Source organism: Pontibacterium sp., assembly GCF_041587635.1.
Classification (GTDB): Bacteria; Pseudomonadota; Gammaproteobacteria; order Pseudomonadales; family Balneatricaceae; genus Pontibacterium.
The window spans coordinates 1-17,400 of sequence record NZ_JBFGYC010000025.1 but is presented as its reverse complement, the minus strand read 5'-3'; the positions used below and the strand labels follow the sequence as shown (position 1 = coordinate 17,400).

Genomic DNA, 17,400 nt, shown 5'->3' with positions numbered 1-17,400 from the left:
GGTGGGTGATCGTACCGTCGACGAAGTGATTACTGTAGGGCGTCAGGAGATCGAGATCGAAGCGCTCGCCAGGATGCAAAGTCTCTCCACTAAATACGTCATGGGGATCAGTATTGATCAAGTCCAGCTGAAAAATATCAACCCTCCGTTACCGGTGCAAGATTCCTTTAACGAGGTCAATCAGGCTCAGCAGGAAAAGGAGAAGCTGATTAATGAGGCACGGCGTGATTACAACAAAGTGATTCCTCTGGCTGAAGGGGAAAAAGACCAGCGGATTCGCGAAGCCGATGGTTATCGGCTTAAACGTATTAATGAAGCAGAAGGTGATGCGGCGCGATTCAGCGCTTTGTTGGATGAATACCGTAAGGCGCCGGAAGTTACCCGGCGGCGTATCTATATAGAGACCCTGCAGGAAGTGCTACCGGATATTCAGGCGAAGGTGATCGTTGATATACAAGCCGGTGGCATTTTGCCGTTACTTAATTTGAACTCACGCAGCGAGTTACAGCCATGAATCGTATGAAATGGACCGGTCTTTTCGTGCTGGTCGTGCTGGTTCCTTACCTGTTTTTCAGCTCGGTATATACCGTCAGTGAAGTCGAACAGGTAATTATTACCCAGTTTGGTAAACCGGTGGGGGCTCCAGTGACAGAGGCAGGCCTGAAGCTGAAGCTGCCCTTCATTCAGGAGGTCAATGCTATCGATAAGCGGGTACTTGAATGGGATGGTAATCCGTCGGATATGCCCACCAAGGATAAGCTTTACATCTCTGTTGATCTTTTTGCCCGTTGGCGCATCACCGATCCTCTACAATATTTTTTGCGGCTGCGTGATGAACGCAGTGCTCAGTCCCGTTTGGACGACATTCTGGGCAGCGAGACCCGCAATGCAGTGGCCAAGCATGAGCTCATCGAAATTATCCGCACCACCAAGGATCGTGTACCGTTGCGCGATGCATTACTGAGTGGAGGTGAGCGCGCACTGGATACGAGCGCTTGGGTACCGATCCAAAAAGGGCGCCAGCAGGTAGAAGGGGAAATCTTTGTCGCGGCAGCTGAAAAAGTGCGGATATTCGGCATTGAGTTGCTCGATATTCGCTTCAAGCGCATTAATTACAACGAAAGTGTGCGTCCGAAAATTTACGATCGGATGATCAGCGAACGGCGTCAGATCGCCGAGCGATTCTTATCGGAAGGTAACGGTGAGGCCGCACGTATCAGGGGCGATCGGGTACGGGATCTGGATAAGATCCAGTCCGAAGCTTACCGGCAGGTAGAGGAGATACGAGGGCAGGCTGATGCCAAAGCGACCGAAATTTACGCGCGCGCCTACAACCTGAATCCTGAATCTGTGGCTTTCTATGAGTTCACCCGCAGTCTGCAGGCGTATAAAGCCGTGATCTCGCAGAATACGACGTTGGTGCTTTCTACCGACAGTGAATTGTTCAAGTATTTGAAGGGAATGGAGCCGAAAGGTCCGGCCTCACCCGCGGACGTGATGCAAGCCCCACAGTGACGACAGGTGGCAGACATGATAGCCCGTATCCTGCTTATGCTCTGGGGTAACTTATGACCGATGCACAGAACTACCATGCCGAGCTGCAGCGAACCTTGAAGGTTGGAGCGCAGACCTATCGTTACTACTCCTTACCCGCTGCCTACGCTTTGCTGGGTGATCTTTCCCGATTGCCTTTTGCCATGAAAATTGTGCTGGAAAACCTGTTACGTCACGAAGATGGAATGCATGTCTCTTGGGCGCAGGTCCAGTCGCTGAGCGGCTGGCTGGCGCAAGGTCAGTCAACGGAAGAGATCAGTTTTATGCCGACGCGTATCCTGATGCAGGATTTCACGGGTGTGCCTGCGCTGGTGGATTTGGCGGCGATGCGTGATGCGCTGGCTGAAGTCGGAGGCGATCCGGGGCTGATCAGTCCTCAGGTTCCGGTGGATCTGGTGATAGACCACTCGGTCACGGTGGATCGGGCTGGGGACCGGGCGGCCTTTGACGACAACGTGCGTCAGGAGATGCAACGTAACCACGAACGTTACACTTTCCTGCGTTGGGGGCAGGAGGCGTTTGATAACGTTCGTGTGGTACCACCGGGCACAGGTATCTGTCATCAGGTCAATCTGGAATATCTGGGGCGTGTGGTGTGGTCACAGCCGATGGAAGATGGTGAGTTGCTGGCGTATCCCGATACGCTGGTGGGGATGGACAGTCATACCACCATGATTAACGGGCTTGGCATTCTGGGGTGGGGGGTAGGCGGAATTGAGGCCGAAGCCGCGATGCTCGGACAACCGATCAGCCTGCAACTGCCACAGGTGGTTGGTGTCGAATTGAGCGGTCGCTTACCGCCGGGAAGTACCGCCACCGATCTGGTATTGAGGGTGACTGAACTCTTGCGACAGCACGGTGTAGTGGGGTGCTTCGTAGAATTTTGCGGTAGTGGTTTGTCCGGTCTGAGCCTGCCTGATCGCGCGACCATCGCCAATATGGCACCGGAATACGGTGCAACCTGCGGTCTATTTCCCATTGATGAGGAAACGCTACGCTATCTGACGCTAACCGGACGCGATCCGCAGCAGGTTGCGTTGGTAGAAGCCTATGCGCGTGTTCAGGGGCTTTGGCATGATGACCGGACACCGTTAGCGTCCTACAGCATTATGTTGCCACTGGATCTGGCCAGTATTATCCCCTGTGTTGCGGGGCCGCGCCGACCGCAGGATCGTCTGCCGTTGCCCGATGTCTCAGCTGCCTTCGAGCAGTTTGTGTTGGAACAAGGGAGGCCGGTTCTTGAGCCGCCCCGATCCTGTCCGGTGCTCGGTAAATCCTACTCTTTACACGATGGTGCGGTGGTGATCGCGGCGATTACCAGTTGTACGAATACGTCTAACCCTGCGGTGATGATGGCTGCCGGATTACTGGCACGTAATGCCCGTTTGCACGGTCTGCAAGTCGCACCTTGGGTTAAAACCTCGCTTGCTCCGGGTTCCAAAGTGGTGACCGATTACCTGCAGGCCGCGGGACTACAGGCAGATCTGGACTATCTGGGGTTCAATCTGGTGGGGTACGGTTGCACTACCTGTATCGGCAATTCAGGTCCGCTGGACCCCGCTATCGCGGGGACGATTGTTCAGCATAAACTCAGCGTTTGCGCTGTGCTTTCCGGTAATCGTAACTTTGAGGGCAGAATCCATCCGAAGGTAGCGGCAAGCTTTCTCTGCTCGCCACCACTGGTTGTTGCTTACGCTCTGGCTGGCCGGGTCAATTTGGATCTTTCGAGAGAGCCTCTGGGCGAAGACCCGAGCGGCCAGCCGGTATTTCTTCGCGACCTCTGGCCCGATGCCAAAGAGATTGCAGACACCGTTACCGCGCATGTTCATCAGACACAGTTTCAACAACGCTATGCTAACGTGTTTGCCGGTTCACACGACTGGCAGGCACTGGCGATAAGCGACAGCCAGCGCTATCCCTGGAATAGCAGCAGCACATATGTGCGTCATCCCAGTTATTTTGATGGTTTGCAGCCGATTCCGAAGGCTGTAGAAGATATCGTTGAAGCAAGGATTCTGGCGCTGCTCGGTGATAGCGTCACCACCGATCACATCTCTCCTGCGGGCAGTATCGTAGAAGACAGCCCGGCGGGTGCGTACCTGCAGAGCCGGGGGCTGGATCCCGCTGACTTCAACTCTTACGGCAGTCGTCGTGGCAACCACGAAGTGATGATGCGTGGTACATTCGCCAATCCACGTTTGCAAAACCTGATGACTCCGCAACAGAGGGGAGGAGTCACACGGCTGGTGCCATCATCTGAGATCGTCAGCATCTTTGCCGCGGCGCAGTACTTTCGCCAGCAGGGAACGCCGTTGGTGGTGTTCGCCGGTGCAGAATATGGCACTGGATCTTCCCGTGACTGGGCTGCCAAAGGGCCTTATCTGCTCGGCGTGCGTGCAGTCATTGCACAGAGCTTTGAGCGGATTCATCGATCCAACCTGATTGGTATGGGGATTCTGCCCCTGGAGCTGGACGAAGGTTCTCTCCTGAGTGCACAGAAACTGACTGGCGACGAGCGTATCAGTATCGAGGCGTTAGCAGGTCTGACTCAGGGCAGCCGTGTCGATGTTCAGGTTTTTCCTGAGGCCGGTGTTCCTTGGGTGCTCAAGGTTCGCTGCCGTATTGATACCGGAGATGAACTGCGATTTTTCCGTCATGGCGGAATTTTGCAGTGTCGTTTACGTGAACTTATCGCCCATCTGCCTGATAAAACCTGATCAATACAGCTGGGCAAGAAGGTAAATTATGCATCATAAAGACTCGCCGTTTGTTATCTATGGCACCTCGATCTCACCGGGGTTGGGGCAGGGAATTACCCATGTCCATCAGGACTTGCTTGGGCCTATCGATGTGCCCGTGGATATACCTCACAATCAGGTTGAACAGGAACTGGCACGTCTTGATTTCGCCACCGCAGGCATTTCGAATGATCTTCTCACACTGGCGACACGGGTGGAAAAAGAGATTGATTTGCGCCTGTCTGAGGTCTTTGGGTCACACCAACTGATGTTGAATGATCCATTACTTCAACAGGAGCTGAGACAGGAGGTCATCGATAATCTGGTCAGTGCCAGTAGTGCCGTAAAGGCGGTGTTCCTGCGCTGGGAGAGACGGTTTTTGACGTTGGAATCGCAATTCGCCAGAGATAAAGGCGATGATATGCGCGATATATCGATCCGTCTTCACAATGCTCTTGTTGGAGTCACGGTCCATCCTTTGGAAGAGATCCCCCAAGGATGTGTCCTGATCGCCACCAGACTGCTGCCCTCCGATACCGTTTTTCTCTCTGATCGCGCTATTTCTGCTGTACTTCTTGAATATGGAAGCAGCGGTTCCCATGCTGCCCTGTTTGTCCGCCAGATGGGGGTGCCCTGCTTGTCAGGGATCCCCGATTTGATGAAGACAGTGCCCGCCGATGTGCTCGCCTTAGTGGATGCAGATGCCGGAAACGTTACCCTTCGTCCAGAGAAAAGACAGCAGGCTATTTTCCATCAAAAGGTTGAAACGAAAGCTCAGGCATATCGGTTGGCGATAGAAAATGCACGTGGTCCGGCCGTCACCCTTGACGGAATTAAAATCTCTGTTGGGGCTAACGTGGGGAGTGATCATGATACCCAGCAGGCGATGATTAACGGTGCTGAAGGTGTAGGTTTGTACCGTATGGAGCAGGCTTATTTAGGGCGTACAGAACCTCCTTCCACCGCTGAACTGGTCGTTGAGATGAAGCAGGTATTAGCAGCGGCCAAGGGGCGTTCGGTGTGTGTGAGATTGTTGGATGTGGGGGCCGACAAGCCCTTGCCGTTTCTGGCATTCTTTGCCGAATCTAATCCCGCTTTAGGGCGACGGGGGATCCGGTTACTGCTGGAGTATCCGGAACTTCTTAGAACGCAGTTACGCGCGGTATTGGAGCTGTCTGGCGAATTTGATGTGCGTATTCTGATACCGATGGTTACGCTGCCCGAGGATATTGTTGCAGTCAAAGATCTTTTGCTACCGCTTTGTTGTGAGATGCATGTTGGCGTTCCCAAAATCGGCGCAATGATCGAAACACCAGCCGCCGCATTATCCTCGAAAGCAATCGCGAGACATGTCGATTTTCTGAGTTTCGGAACCAACGACCTCACTCAGTACACCTGTGCGGCCGATCGGGAAAATGCATCGGTGGAACTTTATTTTAACGATGCATCTGATCCTATCTTCAGATTACTGTCTCTGGTGCACGAGGATGTACCTCATATGCCATTGTCTGTGTGCGGCGAACTCGCAGGGCGGCCTGAACATGTTGCCAAACTGCTTACGTGTGGGATACGGACGTTAAGTGTTGCGGCTCCTCTGATTCCCATTGTCAAAGAGGCTATCCGTCATTGTTCAATCTACTCCGATTGAGTGTTTATGCTGGGCTGCAACTGATAGCTTTGGCGATAATCGACCTGTAAAACCCCTCATCGCGGAGTGCCCTGTGGGGATTATCCCGAAATACCTGATTGACAACCTGATACTGTTATTCGGAGTGATCTCAGGGCCTGCCTAGCCCAACCACCCACGCTGCGAAAAAGAATGGGATGATCCAGATACACAACCTGCGAGCGGAGCGCCAGATTTCGAGTAGTTCTCGCTCTCTGATGGCAATCTGGGACACCATTGCGTCATGCACTTCTTCGCGAGCGGAGTGTACCGCCCGATCTATCTTCAGGGTTAGATACAGGACAATAAGGTGGCAAAGTGTTACAGCTAAGAGACTCAAAAGCAGAAGCCAGCCTGCGGGTGCCGTTAAATTTACATAGTGAAACTCATACATATAGAGACCTGTATGAAGTTGAGTTTGGTTTTTGCGGCATCTAACCTAATTATTACACAATGAGTCATGGACTCTGTTTTGGTTGTTTCGCACGGTGCGTTATGACGCTGAGAGCGTGGTCTTTATTTCTACTCGTGGCAGAGATGGCACAGAAAATGGTCTTTTGAATGCCGTTTTGCAGCAACTACACTTATTTAAAGTATGCACATCGCGTGTGGTGTTGCTCGAAGTGAGCTCTGTGTGCGTTATTTGAACGTGTCAGGAATACATAGAATATGGCTTTATCGAGTGAGTTCGAAGAAAAGGATGGTTATGTGATTGCCCGTATATCGGGTGTGGAAGTGTTGCCAAACGAGTACCACGAGCAGGTCAGGCTGATTCTGGCGTACTGTGAGGCGGCTCAGTGTTTTAACGTACTTATTGATGAGACTGAGGCGCACAGCTGCGTTACGGTCAAGCAGGAGTATGAGCTATCAAACTGGTTATTAAGTAATCCGTTGATGGTCAAAATGAAGCGTATTGCCTGGATCGGTAAGCAAGATAAGTATGAGCGGGCGAAAGTTTTTGAGGGTTTCACACGGATTCAGGATATAGACTTTCATGTCTTCCGCAGGCGAGAGGCGGCTGAGCGCTGGTTGCGTGGCGGGTCGCGATAGTTCTGTTTTTTGGCACAGCCTGATTGATCACATCAGGCGGAATCGATCCATTCCACACTCGTGGAAAGCATGTAGCCCGCCCCGTATACCGTTTTTATAATGCGGGGTTCCTTGGGATCAGCTTCAAGTTTTTTGCGCAGGCGCGACATGCGTGAATCGATGCTGCGGTCATACGGAATGGCTTGTTCGCCCAGCAGTCGGTCACGGGATAGGATTTGCTGTGGTGCCCGCAGCAGGGTTCCCAGCAGGTCTGCTTCTGCGGTACTTAACGTTAAGATGTCACCTGAATCACGGGTGAGGGTGAGCGTTGCGGGATTAAACGTCCAGTCTGCAAATCGGGCCAGCTTGATATTGCTGGGACGGGGTTGGCTGTCATCTTTACCGATACGTCGCAGCAGGCTGTGTACGCGGGCAACCAGTTCGCGGGGTTCGAAAGGTTTGGTGATGTAGTCATCGGCACCGAGCTCAAGCCCCAATACCCGGTCCGGCAAGCTGCCACGTCCAGATAAAATCAATACGCCAACGTTAGCGTTGTCACAGAGTTCCTTCACCAGTGCCAATCCGTCCATATCCGGCAATCCCAGATCAACAATGCAGAGGGCTGGGGGCTGGCGTTTGATAGCCTGTAGCGCCTGAGCGCCGGTTTGGTAGGCACGAATATCAAAGCCGTAGTATTCCAGCTCGGTACAGACCAGATCACAGATATCTTTTTCGTCATCCACAACATAGATCAGGTCGCTTTTGCCCATGCCTGCTGTCCTTAGTCCTGTTTATTGTTAGAGGGGGTGATTGGGTTTGTTACCTGCATGGCGTTACTGATCGCCGCTGCCAGCGCGTCCCGGTCGAACGGTTTACGCAAAACCTTCCACTGTAAATCTTCTGTGTTGGCCTGATGGTTGTTGGCGTAACCACTGATCAACACAATAGTACTCGCTGCATCCCGCTGACGCATCAGGCCTGCCAATCCAAAGCCGTTCAGACGACCGGGCATATCAATATCGGTGATCAGCCCATCCAGTTCGGGCAGGGTGGTGATCAATTGCTCCGCTTCATCGGCATCGGCGGCTTCCAGCACGGTAAACCCCAACGAAACCAGTTGCTCACGTACCACGGCACGAACATCGCGATCATCCTCAACCAGCAATAAAAGCTGACCAGTGAAGTCCGGTCGGTCTGAAGGGGGAGCTTCCGGCGTGTGTATAGTCTCGAACAATTCTGTAGCGGCTGGCAGTAGCAGCGACACGGATGCGCCCCGATCAGGGCGGTTAACAATGGTAATGTAACCACGGGATTGTTTGATAAAGCCGTACACCATACTCAACCCCAATCCTGAACCCTGGCCACTGCCTTTGGTGGTATAAAAGGGTTCGCAGGCTTGTGTCAGTGCTTCCCCGGAGAAACCGCTACCGGTGTCATTCACCTGGATTTCGATGTAATCACCCGCGATAACGGGTTCGTCGTACTCTAGGGGACGGGTGATAGTGATAGGGTGTACGCGAAACTCAATTTCGCCGCCTTCGGGCATCGCATCTTTGGCGTTCAGGGCCAGATTGACCAGTGCATTTTCCAGCTGGCCGGGATCGACGAACAGCGAGATGTCTTCGGTAACCTGTTGGCTGACGGTAATATCACAGGGTAGCGAGCTGGATACCAGTTCAACCGTATCTTGCAGCAACGTGGGCAGATATACGCGGGTGGGCGTCAGTGCCTGTCGCCGTGAGAACGCTAAGAGACGGGCGGTAATATCAGCACCACGGCGGGATGCCCGCACGGCAGGCGTCATATATTTCTGCAATCCCTCAACATCATCAAAGCGGTCGCTGGCAGCGAGCAAGTTACCCAGAATGACCGACAACAGGTTGTTGAAGTCATGCGCCAGCCCCCCCGCGAGCTGTCCGACGGCACTCATGCGTTGTGCCTCGGTCAGGCGTCGCTCGGCCTCTTTTTCGGCCGTAATATCCAGAGACAAGTTGAGCAGACCGATCACCTCTCCATTGCTGTCGATATCTGGCAGCAGAAGGCGTTTGGTGATGATCTCCCGACCGTTCAGGTCAAAGCGATATTCAAAGGCGACCTCGTTTCCTGACAGGCATTGTGTGATCTGGGGACGGATACTGGCCATCATTTCCGGGCCAATCACCGCATCAATTGTGTTGCCGACAATCTGCGTTTTGTCGCGCTCAAACAGGTCTGCATAGCCTTGATTGACGAAGTGATAACGCAGATCTTTATCCAGATACGCGATCTGTGCCGGTAAGGCATCTAAAATCAGGCGTTGCCGTTCTTCCAACTGTGCCAGCTCCTGGGTGCGTTCCTGCACTGTGCTGTCCAGCGTCTGAATGTTCGTGCGCAGGCGGTGCACCATCGTATCGAACGTGCGTGCGAGCATGCCCAGCTCATCATCGCGTTCGATGCCGCTGCGGGCGGTCAGGTCTCCGCTGCGCACCCGTTCAGCAGTGCGGGCCAGTTGCTTTATGGGCTGCACAATACGGTTCACAAAAAATACGGCCAGCGTAATCGCCAGCAGAATTGAGATCAGGGCGATCGTCAGTATCCGCTGACTCAGCAGCACTGAGCTATGGCGTAATTCATCCACGTAGACCGATGAGCAGATGTACCAGCCGAAACCTTCCAATGAGCGCACTAAGGAGATCTTGTCGTAGACGTAGTTACCCGGATCTGAGGGTTTATCCCACTTGTAGTGCAGTTCGTTGCCGGTATCTGCAACTTTGATCAATTCACCGATAATCGGCTGTCCGGAGGCGGGATTGATCAGTTCGAGTGCGCTGGTTTGATCGATATTGGGGTTTGGGTGGGCGAGCAGGTGGCCGTCTTTATCGAAGATATAGAGATAGCCGGTTTTTGCGATTTGGATTTCGCTGAGTGCTTCGCGGACTTCCTGAATAGCCGCCTGCTTGCGTGCCTGGACTTCAATTTCCAGATCATCCAGATACAGCCCGCTGCCAATAACAAAACCCCACTGCGGATAGTTTTTCACATAGGATAATTTGTCGATGGGAGGGCCTTCGTTCAGTCGTTGCCATTTGTATTGGTAAAACCCTTCACCCTCGTTTATCGCGCCATTTATTACTTCACGGATGATGCTGCTTTGATCCCCGTTATCCGTTTGGGAGATCTCAAAACCCTGAAAGCGCGGGTCGGGGTGGGAGAGTAGAGTGGCGTCATGATCGGCCACCCAGATGTAGCCATCGTTGCCGTACTTAAAGTTTCGCAGGTTTTCGAACACCCGCGCGCGGGCTTGATTGATACTCAGGTTGTCTCTTTGAGCTTCGCGGAAGGTGTTGATGACTTGTGCTTCGGTCAGTTCAACCACCGCTTTCAGGCGTTGTTTGTGGGCATCCAGTGATTGCTCGCGATAGCCCTCCAGATTGGAATACATCTTATTCGCCAACTGAAAGACATTGTTCAGTGCCAAGCGGGCGGAGTTGCGCTCAATCGCGTACACCTCTTTCTGAATCAGAGGGACTGAGTAGATATAGATGGCGCAGAACATAACGGCGATGATCATCAGTATCACCAAGAAAAAGCGCCGTACCAGTTTTGTGCCTGCCATCATCGAGCGTACAACCTGCCTGCCATTTCCGTTCAGTCTACTGCCAATCTGAGTCGAATTCTTCCTGTGCGCACAATTCGGTGGATTTGTGGCAAACCGTTGCCAAAGTCTTTGTGTTGAATGGATCTGTCCGCGGCTTTGGGTTCATAAGCCTCGGAACTCCCTAAATAAAAATAAGAATGTTGCTCGGAGAACAGACTCATGAAAACGATGAAACCCTCTCTGCTGACTGTCGCGATGACCGCGGCACTGTCCGTTTCTGCTGTGCAGGCTCAAGGTATCTCGGACGACAAAGTGAAGATTGGTGTGCTGGGGGATATGGGTGGCGTGTATGCCGATGTTTGCGGTCCCGGTTGTGTGACTGCCGTGAACATGGCGGTAGAGGATTTTGGTGGCACTGTGTTGGGTAAACCGATTGAGGTGATCAGCGCAGATGACCAGAACAAACCGGATATTGGTTCTGCCAAAGTACGTGAATGGGTAGAAAATCAGGAAGTTGATGTAGTGACTGGGTTGGTCGCATCATCGGTGACTGGCGCGGTTACCAAAGTGCTCAGCGAAGCGAAAAAGATCGCCATGATCACTGGCTCTGCATCCCATGCGTTTACCACGAAGTCCTGCAGCCCGTATAACGCTCACTGGACCTACAACGTTGTGGCGCTTGCACAGGGCACTGTGAAGCCGATGGTGCAGTCAGGCAAAAAACGCTGGTTCTTTATTACGGCTGACTATGCCTTTGGCCATGCGCTGGAGAAAGTGGCGTCTGGCGTGATCGGCAAAAACGGTGGTGAAGTGGTGGGTTCAGTACGCGTGCCACTGGGAACTGCGGATTTCTCCTCCTATATCCTGCAGGCGCAATCTTCTGGCGCTGATGTGGTTGCATTGGCGAATGCCGGTGGAGATTTTGTGAGCTCTCTGAAAACTGCGGCCGAATTCGGTTTGACCGAAATGATGGATGTGGCGGGTTTATTGGTGTTTACCCAGAATGCCAAGGCGCTGGACCCGAACATTGCAGGTGGCATGAAACTGACCACCGGTTTCTACTGGGATCTGGATGACGCCAGCCGTCAGTGGTCCGCACGCTTTAAAACCCGTCATGGCAGCATCCCATCTATGGCGCATGCCGGTGTTTACTCCGCCACGATGCATTACCTGAACAGTATCAAAGCGACCGGCACCGATGAATCGGATGCCGTGATGCGTGAGATGAAATCCACCAAGCCGAATGATTTCTTTGCCCGTAATGCCTACCTCCGCAACGACGGCCGTATGGTGCATGACATGTTCCAGGTGCGGATCAAAAAAGCAGATGAACGCAAAAACGAAGATGACATCTTTGAGATTGAGCAGGTGATCCCGGGCGATCAGGCCTACGGTGCCATGCTGGCGCAATGCGACTTTAAGTAATCTCCAGAACCTCTCCAAGCCTTCTCCCCAATGCTCTTACCGTTTTCTACTGAGCAGGGGAAAGGCTACCTAAAAATAATAAAGCATAGGAACACCTCCGGATGAGTAAAGTGAAGTTCTCTCCAAAAAAACTGATTGTTGCGATGAGTCTGGCAGCTGTTCTGCCGATGACAGCAGTAGCCGAAGCAGCAACCGCTGACGTTGAAAAGCTACAACAGCAGATTATGGAATTGCAGCAGGCGTTGGAGCAGATCAAGGCAGCCCAGCAGAAGACCGATGCGAAAGTCGCGAATGTTGAGAAAACAGCCGTCACAACCGGCAAAGGTGGCGCAATCACCATTGGTGATACCAGCGTTAAGATCGGCGGCTACATTAAAGGTGATCTTCTATACACCACCAACGGCGTAAACGGTAAGAATGGTCTGTTGGCCGCAGCCCATGTCAAAGGCGCAGATAGCAACAAAGATGATCGTGTGGATCTGTCTGCGCGTGAATCCCGCTTCTTTATTAAAACCGCGACGCCGGTGGCGGGTAAAACCCTGAAAACCCATCTGGAAGCAGACTTCTACGGTACCACCGACAGCGAACTGGCGGCCAATGGTCACGGTTTGCGTCTGCGTCATGCGTATGGCAGCTGGGGTAACGTGCTGGTGGGTCAGACCTGGTCCACCTTTATGGATCTGTATGCCCTGGGTGAGTTAACCGCCTTTGGTCAGCATGCCTCGGCGCTGTTCGTACGTCAGGCACAAGTCCGTTATACCCAGCCGTATGACGGTGGCAGCCTGATGTTTGCACTGGAAAACCCGGAAGACGGTGGCGATGATCAAAGTACGCCGGACCTGATCGCCCGCGCAAACTTTGACGGTCAGTGGGGGCACGCTTCTGTCGGCATGCTGGCCCGCGAAGTGGTTGATGGTGACGACAAAGAGTGGAGTACGGCGTACAGCTTGTCCGCCCGCTTCCCTACCGTAGGGCGTGATGATCTGCGTATGCAGTTTAACTACGGTGAGCTGGGGCGCTACATGGGGCTGGTGACCTACCCGGATGTGAACGGGTCGACTACAGGCTTGGAGGGTTTTAATTCTTGGGGTGCGTCTTTGGCATACCGCCATTTCTGGAACAGTCAGCTGCGTTCAAACGTGATGTTCTCTCGTACGGAAGCGGATGATAACCCTTATGGCACCGTGCCTGATTCCAGTCAGTCGTTTCATGCAAACCTGATCTGGTCACCGAGCCCCAAACTGCAGTACGGCATCGAATATGCCAACTGGCAGGTTGATTCATCCGGCACAGAAAAAGAGCTGGATACTGTGCAACTCTCAGCGCGTTATCTATTCTAAATCGTTTAGCTGTGCATTGGTCAGGGGTAAATCGGTCAACTGCACAGCGACAAAATGCCCTTTTCAGAGCGGATAATCGCTCTGGATAGGGCCACAAAACACAATAATAAATCCGATAGGTCAATTACGATGAACACTAAAATTCTCGCACCAACCCCAAGCGCGTATCAGTATCCACTTCTGATCAAAAGCCTGCTGCTATCCGGTCAGCGTTACGAGCCGGGCCGTGAAATTGTTTATGGTGATCAGGTGCGTTACGACTATCGCACGTTAAACCAGCGCATCTGTAAGCTGGCGAATGTGTTAACTGAAGCCGGTATCGGTGCGGGTGATACTGTAGCTGTGATGGATTGGGACAGTCACCGTTATCTGGAAGCCTATTTTGCTGTGCCGATGATCGGGGCCGTGTTGCATCATGTGAACATACGCTTGAGCCCGGATCAGATCGCCTACACCATGAACCACGCAGAAGACGATCTGGTGCTGGTTCACGATGATTTTCTGGCCATCGCTGAATCCCTGAGCGACCAGCTCCCGACTGTCCGGGGGTATATTCAGCTGTGTGATGACGGTAAGCCGCTATCAACCAGTCTCAATGCCGTAGGTGAATACGAAAGCCTGCTGGCCGATGCGGGTGATCACTATGATTTCCCTGATTTCGATGAAAACTCCATCGCGACCACGTTCTATACCACCGGTACCACCGGTAATCCAAAAGGTGTGTATTTCAGCCACCGCCAGCTGGTGCTGCATACCCTGAACATGGCGACCACATTGGGTGCGTATGAAGGTCTGCCGTTGCTGCGCTCCGATGATGTGTATATGCCAATGACACCGATGTTCCATGTCCATGCGTGGGGTGTGCCGTATGTGGCGACCATGATGGGTGTGAAGCAGGTGTATCCGGGACGTTATGAACCGAACAAATTGGTGAAACTGTTCCGCGATGAGAAAGTAACGTTCTCCCACGGTGTACCGGCCGTGTTGCAGATGATTCTGGGCTGTGATGAAGCTAAAGATACCGACCTGAGTGGCTGGAAGTTGCTGACTGGCGGCAGCGCGCCAACTTTGGGCCTGGCACAAGAGATGGCGGATCGTGGCATTTTGTTCCACACCGCCTACGGTATGTCAGAAACCTGTCCGTTACTGACGGCTACCTATTTGCATGCCGATGCGCGTGATCTCGATATGTCTGATCAGATGCCGATACGCATCAAAACCGGCATGCCTTGTGGCATGGTTGATCTGCGAATCGTTGATCCAGAAGGCAACGATGTGGCACATGACGGAGAGGCGATGGGCGAAGTGGTCGTACGTGCCCCTTGGCTGACACAGGGCTACAGCAAAGAGCCGGAAAAAGGCGAAGAGTTGTGGGCCAATGGCTGGTTGCATACCGGCGATGTCGGCTCAATTGACGAAACGGGCGTTCTGCAGATCAAAGACCGAATTAAGGACGTGATCAAAACCGGCGGTGAATGGATCTCCTCGCTGGAGCTGGAAAACCTGATCAGCCAGCATGAAGGTGTCGGCGAAGTGGCGGTTGTAGGTGTCCCGGATGAGAAGTGGGATGAACGACCGCTGGCGATGGTTGTGCCGGTGGCAGGCGTTGAGATTAGCGCTGAGTTGATCCAGAAGCATCTGACGCAGTTTGTGGACAGTGGTCGCATCAACAAATGGGCGATTCCGCAGGATATCAACATCGTCACTGAAATTCCGAAAACCAGTGTCGGTAAGATCAACAAGAAGCTCATTCGCGAACAGGTCTGATTCGCGGATCCTCCGGTGATCGCGGCTTCCCTGTGTCGTGATCACCATTTGAATTATCACTCTCCTGATATCGATCTTGGCCGGTGCATGGTGCGATGTACCGGTCCTTTTTGCTTTTCGGCACTAGAACGACTGCTCAATACCAAGGCATAACACTAAAAATTGACATGATTATCCAAAAAATGCACGCTGGCAGTGCGATGTTGTATTCGCTATAACTACATCAGGTCTGTCAGGATTAGAAATGGCCGTTTCCAAGAAGTGTGTTATCCCTTCCCGCCCCGAAGTATTCCTACAATTTACTCACCTTATCAAAGAGAAAAATCCCGATATTAATGCTATTTGTGCTGCCTTAAAGCGCGATGTTGCCCTGTTTTCAGCTGTACTTGCCGCGGTTAATAGCCCCTATTTGGGTTTGGTACAGAAGATCACTTCGTTAGAGCATGCGGTTTCACTACTGGGGATCAATCGTGTGTTTAGTATTGTCCGCTTGACGGCGCTTCGGAATAGTCTGTCGGAGATCGGGCGCCTGGACCGGTTTTGGGATACCAGCGAAGATGTTGCTTATATCTGCAGTGTTCTTTCACGTCGTTTTTCAAACATCAACGAAGATGATGCGTATACGATAGGGATGTTACATGATTGCGGTATTCCATTGATGATGGGGAACTTCGGAGACTTTAAGTCTTTTCTAAGCAATATTAAGGGAGAGAACATTAGTCTGTTGCATGGTGCTGAGATGGAGGCCTTTGGTTCGAGTCATTACAATCTGGGTTTTCAGGTGGCGAGCGAATGGAATTTTCCTAAAGGGCTATGCTCGGCTATCTTGGAGCAGCCAAACTATAGCAGCTTCCTGCGTGATACCTGTGAAGAAAAGCTACAGTCTCGTATGCTGCTCAGCATTCTCCTGCGGTCCAAAGAGGTCAGCCGAAAGTACCGTACCTATTGGCGTGTAAATCAGCCGGATATTCCTATCATCAGCGATATGGAAGTCCCACTTAATGTTTTGGCTATTAGTGAGGCGGACTTTATCGAATTCCGCGACGAGATTCTGTTGAAGATGCAAGCTTAATTGAGGCTAAAGGGTGAACCACCAGCCTTGGGATGGATGCTGTCACTATGGGGCAGTGAGTTCAAGGCGGTTAAGCGTGCTGGATTCTATTTATTACCCCGCAAACGAGAAGGATTACGATGCGTGTTGAACAATACAGTTTAGATGCTGATTCTTTATATCAGCCCATAAAAAGTATTTTTGAGTCGCCTGATCTGGTGTTGGTATTTGCCTCCCCTGACGTGATGCGTCGTGAGGGTTTTTATCAGCAACTGTGTCGGGTTTACTCCAAGTCTGTGTTAATGGGATGCTCAACAGCCGGGGAAATATTGGATGAAAGCGTGTTTGAAAACACGGTAGTGGTTAATGAGATTAGTTTTGATAATGCTCGCTGTGAGGTGGTGTCTGCGCCAGTTGGCGGGATAAAAAATTCGTGGGCAGCCGGAGTCTCGCTGGCCGAGAAAATCGATCATGAAGGACTTCGCGCCGTTTTCGTGTTGAGCCCTGGGGTTAATGTGAACGGTAGCGCCATCGTTAACGGCATGGCGTCTATATTGGGCGCTGACCTTCCGATTAGCGGTGGGCTCGCGGCCGACAATGCGGATTTTGTGAGTACGGTTTGCCTTACACCGCATGGCGTTGAGGCAGATCACCTAAGTGCTGTGGCGCTATATGGCGATTCGCTGACGATCGAACACAGTTCCTTTGGTGGCTGGGAGGCTTTTGGTCCGCGGCGCAAAGTAACACGCAGCGATGGCAATATTCTGTATGAGTTAGACGGTAAGCCCGCTCTTGATCTCTATAAACGTTATCTGGGTGAATACGCCCGCGACTTGCCTTCGTCTGCGCTGCTGTTTCCTCTGGAGATGTTGTCCATTGAGCAGCGGGAGGAAGGGGTTATCCGTACCATTCTTGGTATCGATGAGGAAGAGGGGAGTCTGACCTTAGCTGGTGATATTGATCCTGATGGCTATTTGCGTCTGATGCATACCTCTATAGACGGTTTGATTGATGGTGCAGGGCAAGCCGCTCTGCATATCGGTGGCGAAGAACAGAACAGGCTGGCGATACTGGTGAGTTGTGTGGGCCGAAAGCTGGTGATGGGTGACGAGGTTGCCGCAGAGGTTGAGGCAGTGAAAGGGATTCTGGGTGAGAGTACGACGACCACTGGTTATTATTCTTATGGCGAAATCTCTCCTGGCGAAGATGTGAGCGGCTGCTTTCTGCACAACCAGACGATGACGCTTACCGTT

Annotated in this window: 12 protein-coding genes; 10 read left to right on the top strand and 2 right to left on the bottom strand. The window is 52.4% G+C overall.

Features of this window, described 5'->3' with window-relative positions; translation table 11 throughout:
* The 5 genes from hflK to ABYW01_RS02900 all read left to right on the top strand — a co-directional run.
* On the top strand, window positions 1-514 hold a 514-nt coding region (hflK, locus tag ABYW01_RS02920; protein WP_372831051.1), incomplete at its 5' end, for an FtsH protease activity modulator HflK.
* A complete protein-coding gene (gene hflC, locus ABYW01_RS02915; RefSeq protein ID WP_372831050.1) occupies window positions 511-1,515 on the top strand; it encodes a protease modulator HflC in 1,005 nt (334 codons plus the stop codon). The genes hflK and hflC, both read left to right, overlap by 4 nt.
* 53 nt (window positions 1,516-1,568) lie before the next feature.
* Window positions 1,569-4,271 carry an aconitate hydratase AcnA gene (gene acnA / locus ABYW01_RS02910; RefSeq protein WP_372831049.1) on the top strand — a complete coding sequence of 901 codons (2,703 nt, stop codon included), beginning with the start codon at window positions 1,569-1,571 and terminating at the stop codon, window positions 4,269-4,271.
* Window positions 4,272-4,299: 28 nt separating this feature from the next.
* On the top strand, window positions 4,300-5,940 hold the full coding sequence (gene ptsP / locus ABYW01_RS02905; RefSeq protein WP_372831048.1) for a phosphoenolpyruvate--protein phosphotransferase: 1,641 nt from the start codon (window positions 4,300-4,302) through the stop codon (window positions 5,938-5,940).
* 687 nt (window positions 5,941-6,627) lie between these two features.
* Window positions 6,628-7,008, top strand: coding sequence for a hypothetical protein (locus tag ABYW01_RS02900; protein ID WP_372831047.1), 381 nt, complete (start codon window positions 6,628-6,630; stop codon window positions 7,006-7,008).
* Window positions 7,009-7,040: 32 nt separating this feature from the next.
* Here ABYW01_RS02900 and ABYW01_RS02895 read toward each other — a convergent pair whose 3' ends face one another.
* Both ABYW01_RS02895 and ABYW01_RS02890 read right to left on the bottom strand, forming a co-directional pair.
* A complete protein-coding gene (locus ABYW01_RS02895) occupies window positions 7,041-7,757 on the bottom strand; it encodes a response regulator transcription factor (protein WP_372831046.1) in 717 nt (238 codons plus the stop codon).
* 11 nt (window positions 7,758-7,768) lie between these two features.
* Complete coding sequence (locus tag ABYW01_RS02890) at window positions 7,769-10,585, bottom strand: cache domain-containing protein (RefSeq protein ID WP_372831045.1); 2,817 nt, start codon at window positions 10,583-10,585, stop codon at window positions 7,769-7,771.
* A 198-nt stretch (window positions 10,586-10,783) separates the two neighbouring features.
* Here ABYW01_RS02890 and ABYW01_RS02885 point away from each other — a divergent pair, with 198 nt between their 5' ends.
* From ABYW01_RS02885 to ABYW01_RS02865, 5 genes are all read left to right on the top strand, one after another.
* Complete coding sequence (locus ABYW01_RS02885) at window positions 10,784-11,989, top strand: ABC transporter substrate-binding protein (protein ID WP_372831044.1); 1,206 nt, start codon at window positions 10,784-10,786, stop codon at window positions 11,987-11,989.
* 101 nt (window positions 11,990-12,090) lie between these two features.
* On the top strand, window positions 12,091-13,329 hold the full coding sequence (locus ABYW01_RS02880; protein WP_372831043.1) for a DcaP family trimeric outer membrane transporter: 1,239 nt from the start codon (window positions 12,091-12,093) through the stop codon (window positions 13,327-13,329).
* A 129-nt stretch (window positions 13,330-13,458) separates the two neighbouring features.
* Complete coding sequence (locus ABYW01_RS02875) at window positions 13,459-15,096, top strand: fatty acid--CoA ligase (RefSeq protein WP_372831042.1); 1,638 nt, start codon at window positions 13,459-13,461, stop codon at window positions 15,094-15,096.
* Window positions 15,097-15,340: 244 nt separating this feature from the next.
* The gene (locus ABYW01_RS02870) at window positions 15,341-16,168 is read left to right on the top strand and encodes an HDOD domain-containing protein (RefSeq protein ID WP_372831041.1); all 828 of its coding nucleotides are present in this window, start codon (window positions 15,341-15,343) and stop codon (window positions 16,166-16,168) included.
* Between the two features lie 119 nt (window positions 16,169-16,287).
* A partial coding sequence (locus tag ABYW01_RS02865) for an FIST signal transduction protein (protein ID WP_372831040.1) occupies window positions 16,288-17,400 on the top strand: 1,113 nt, incomplete at its 3' end.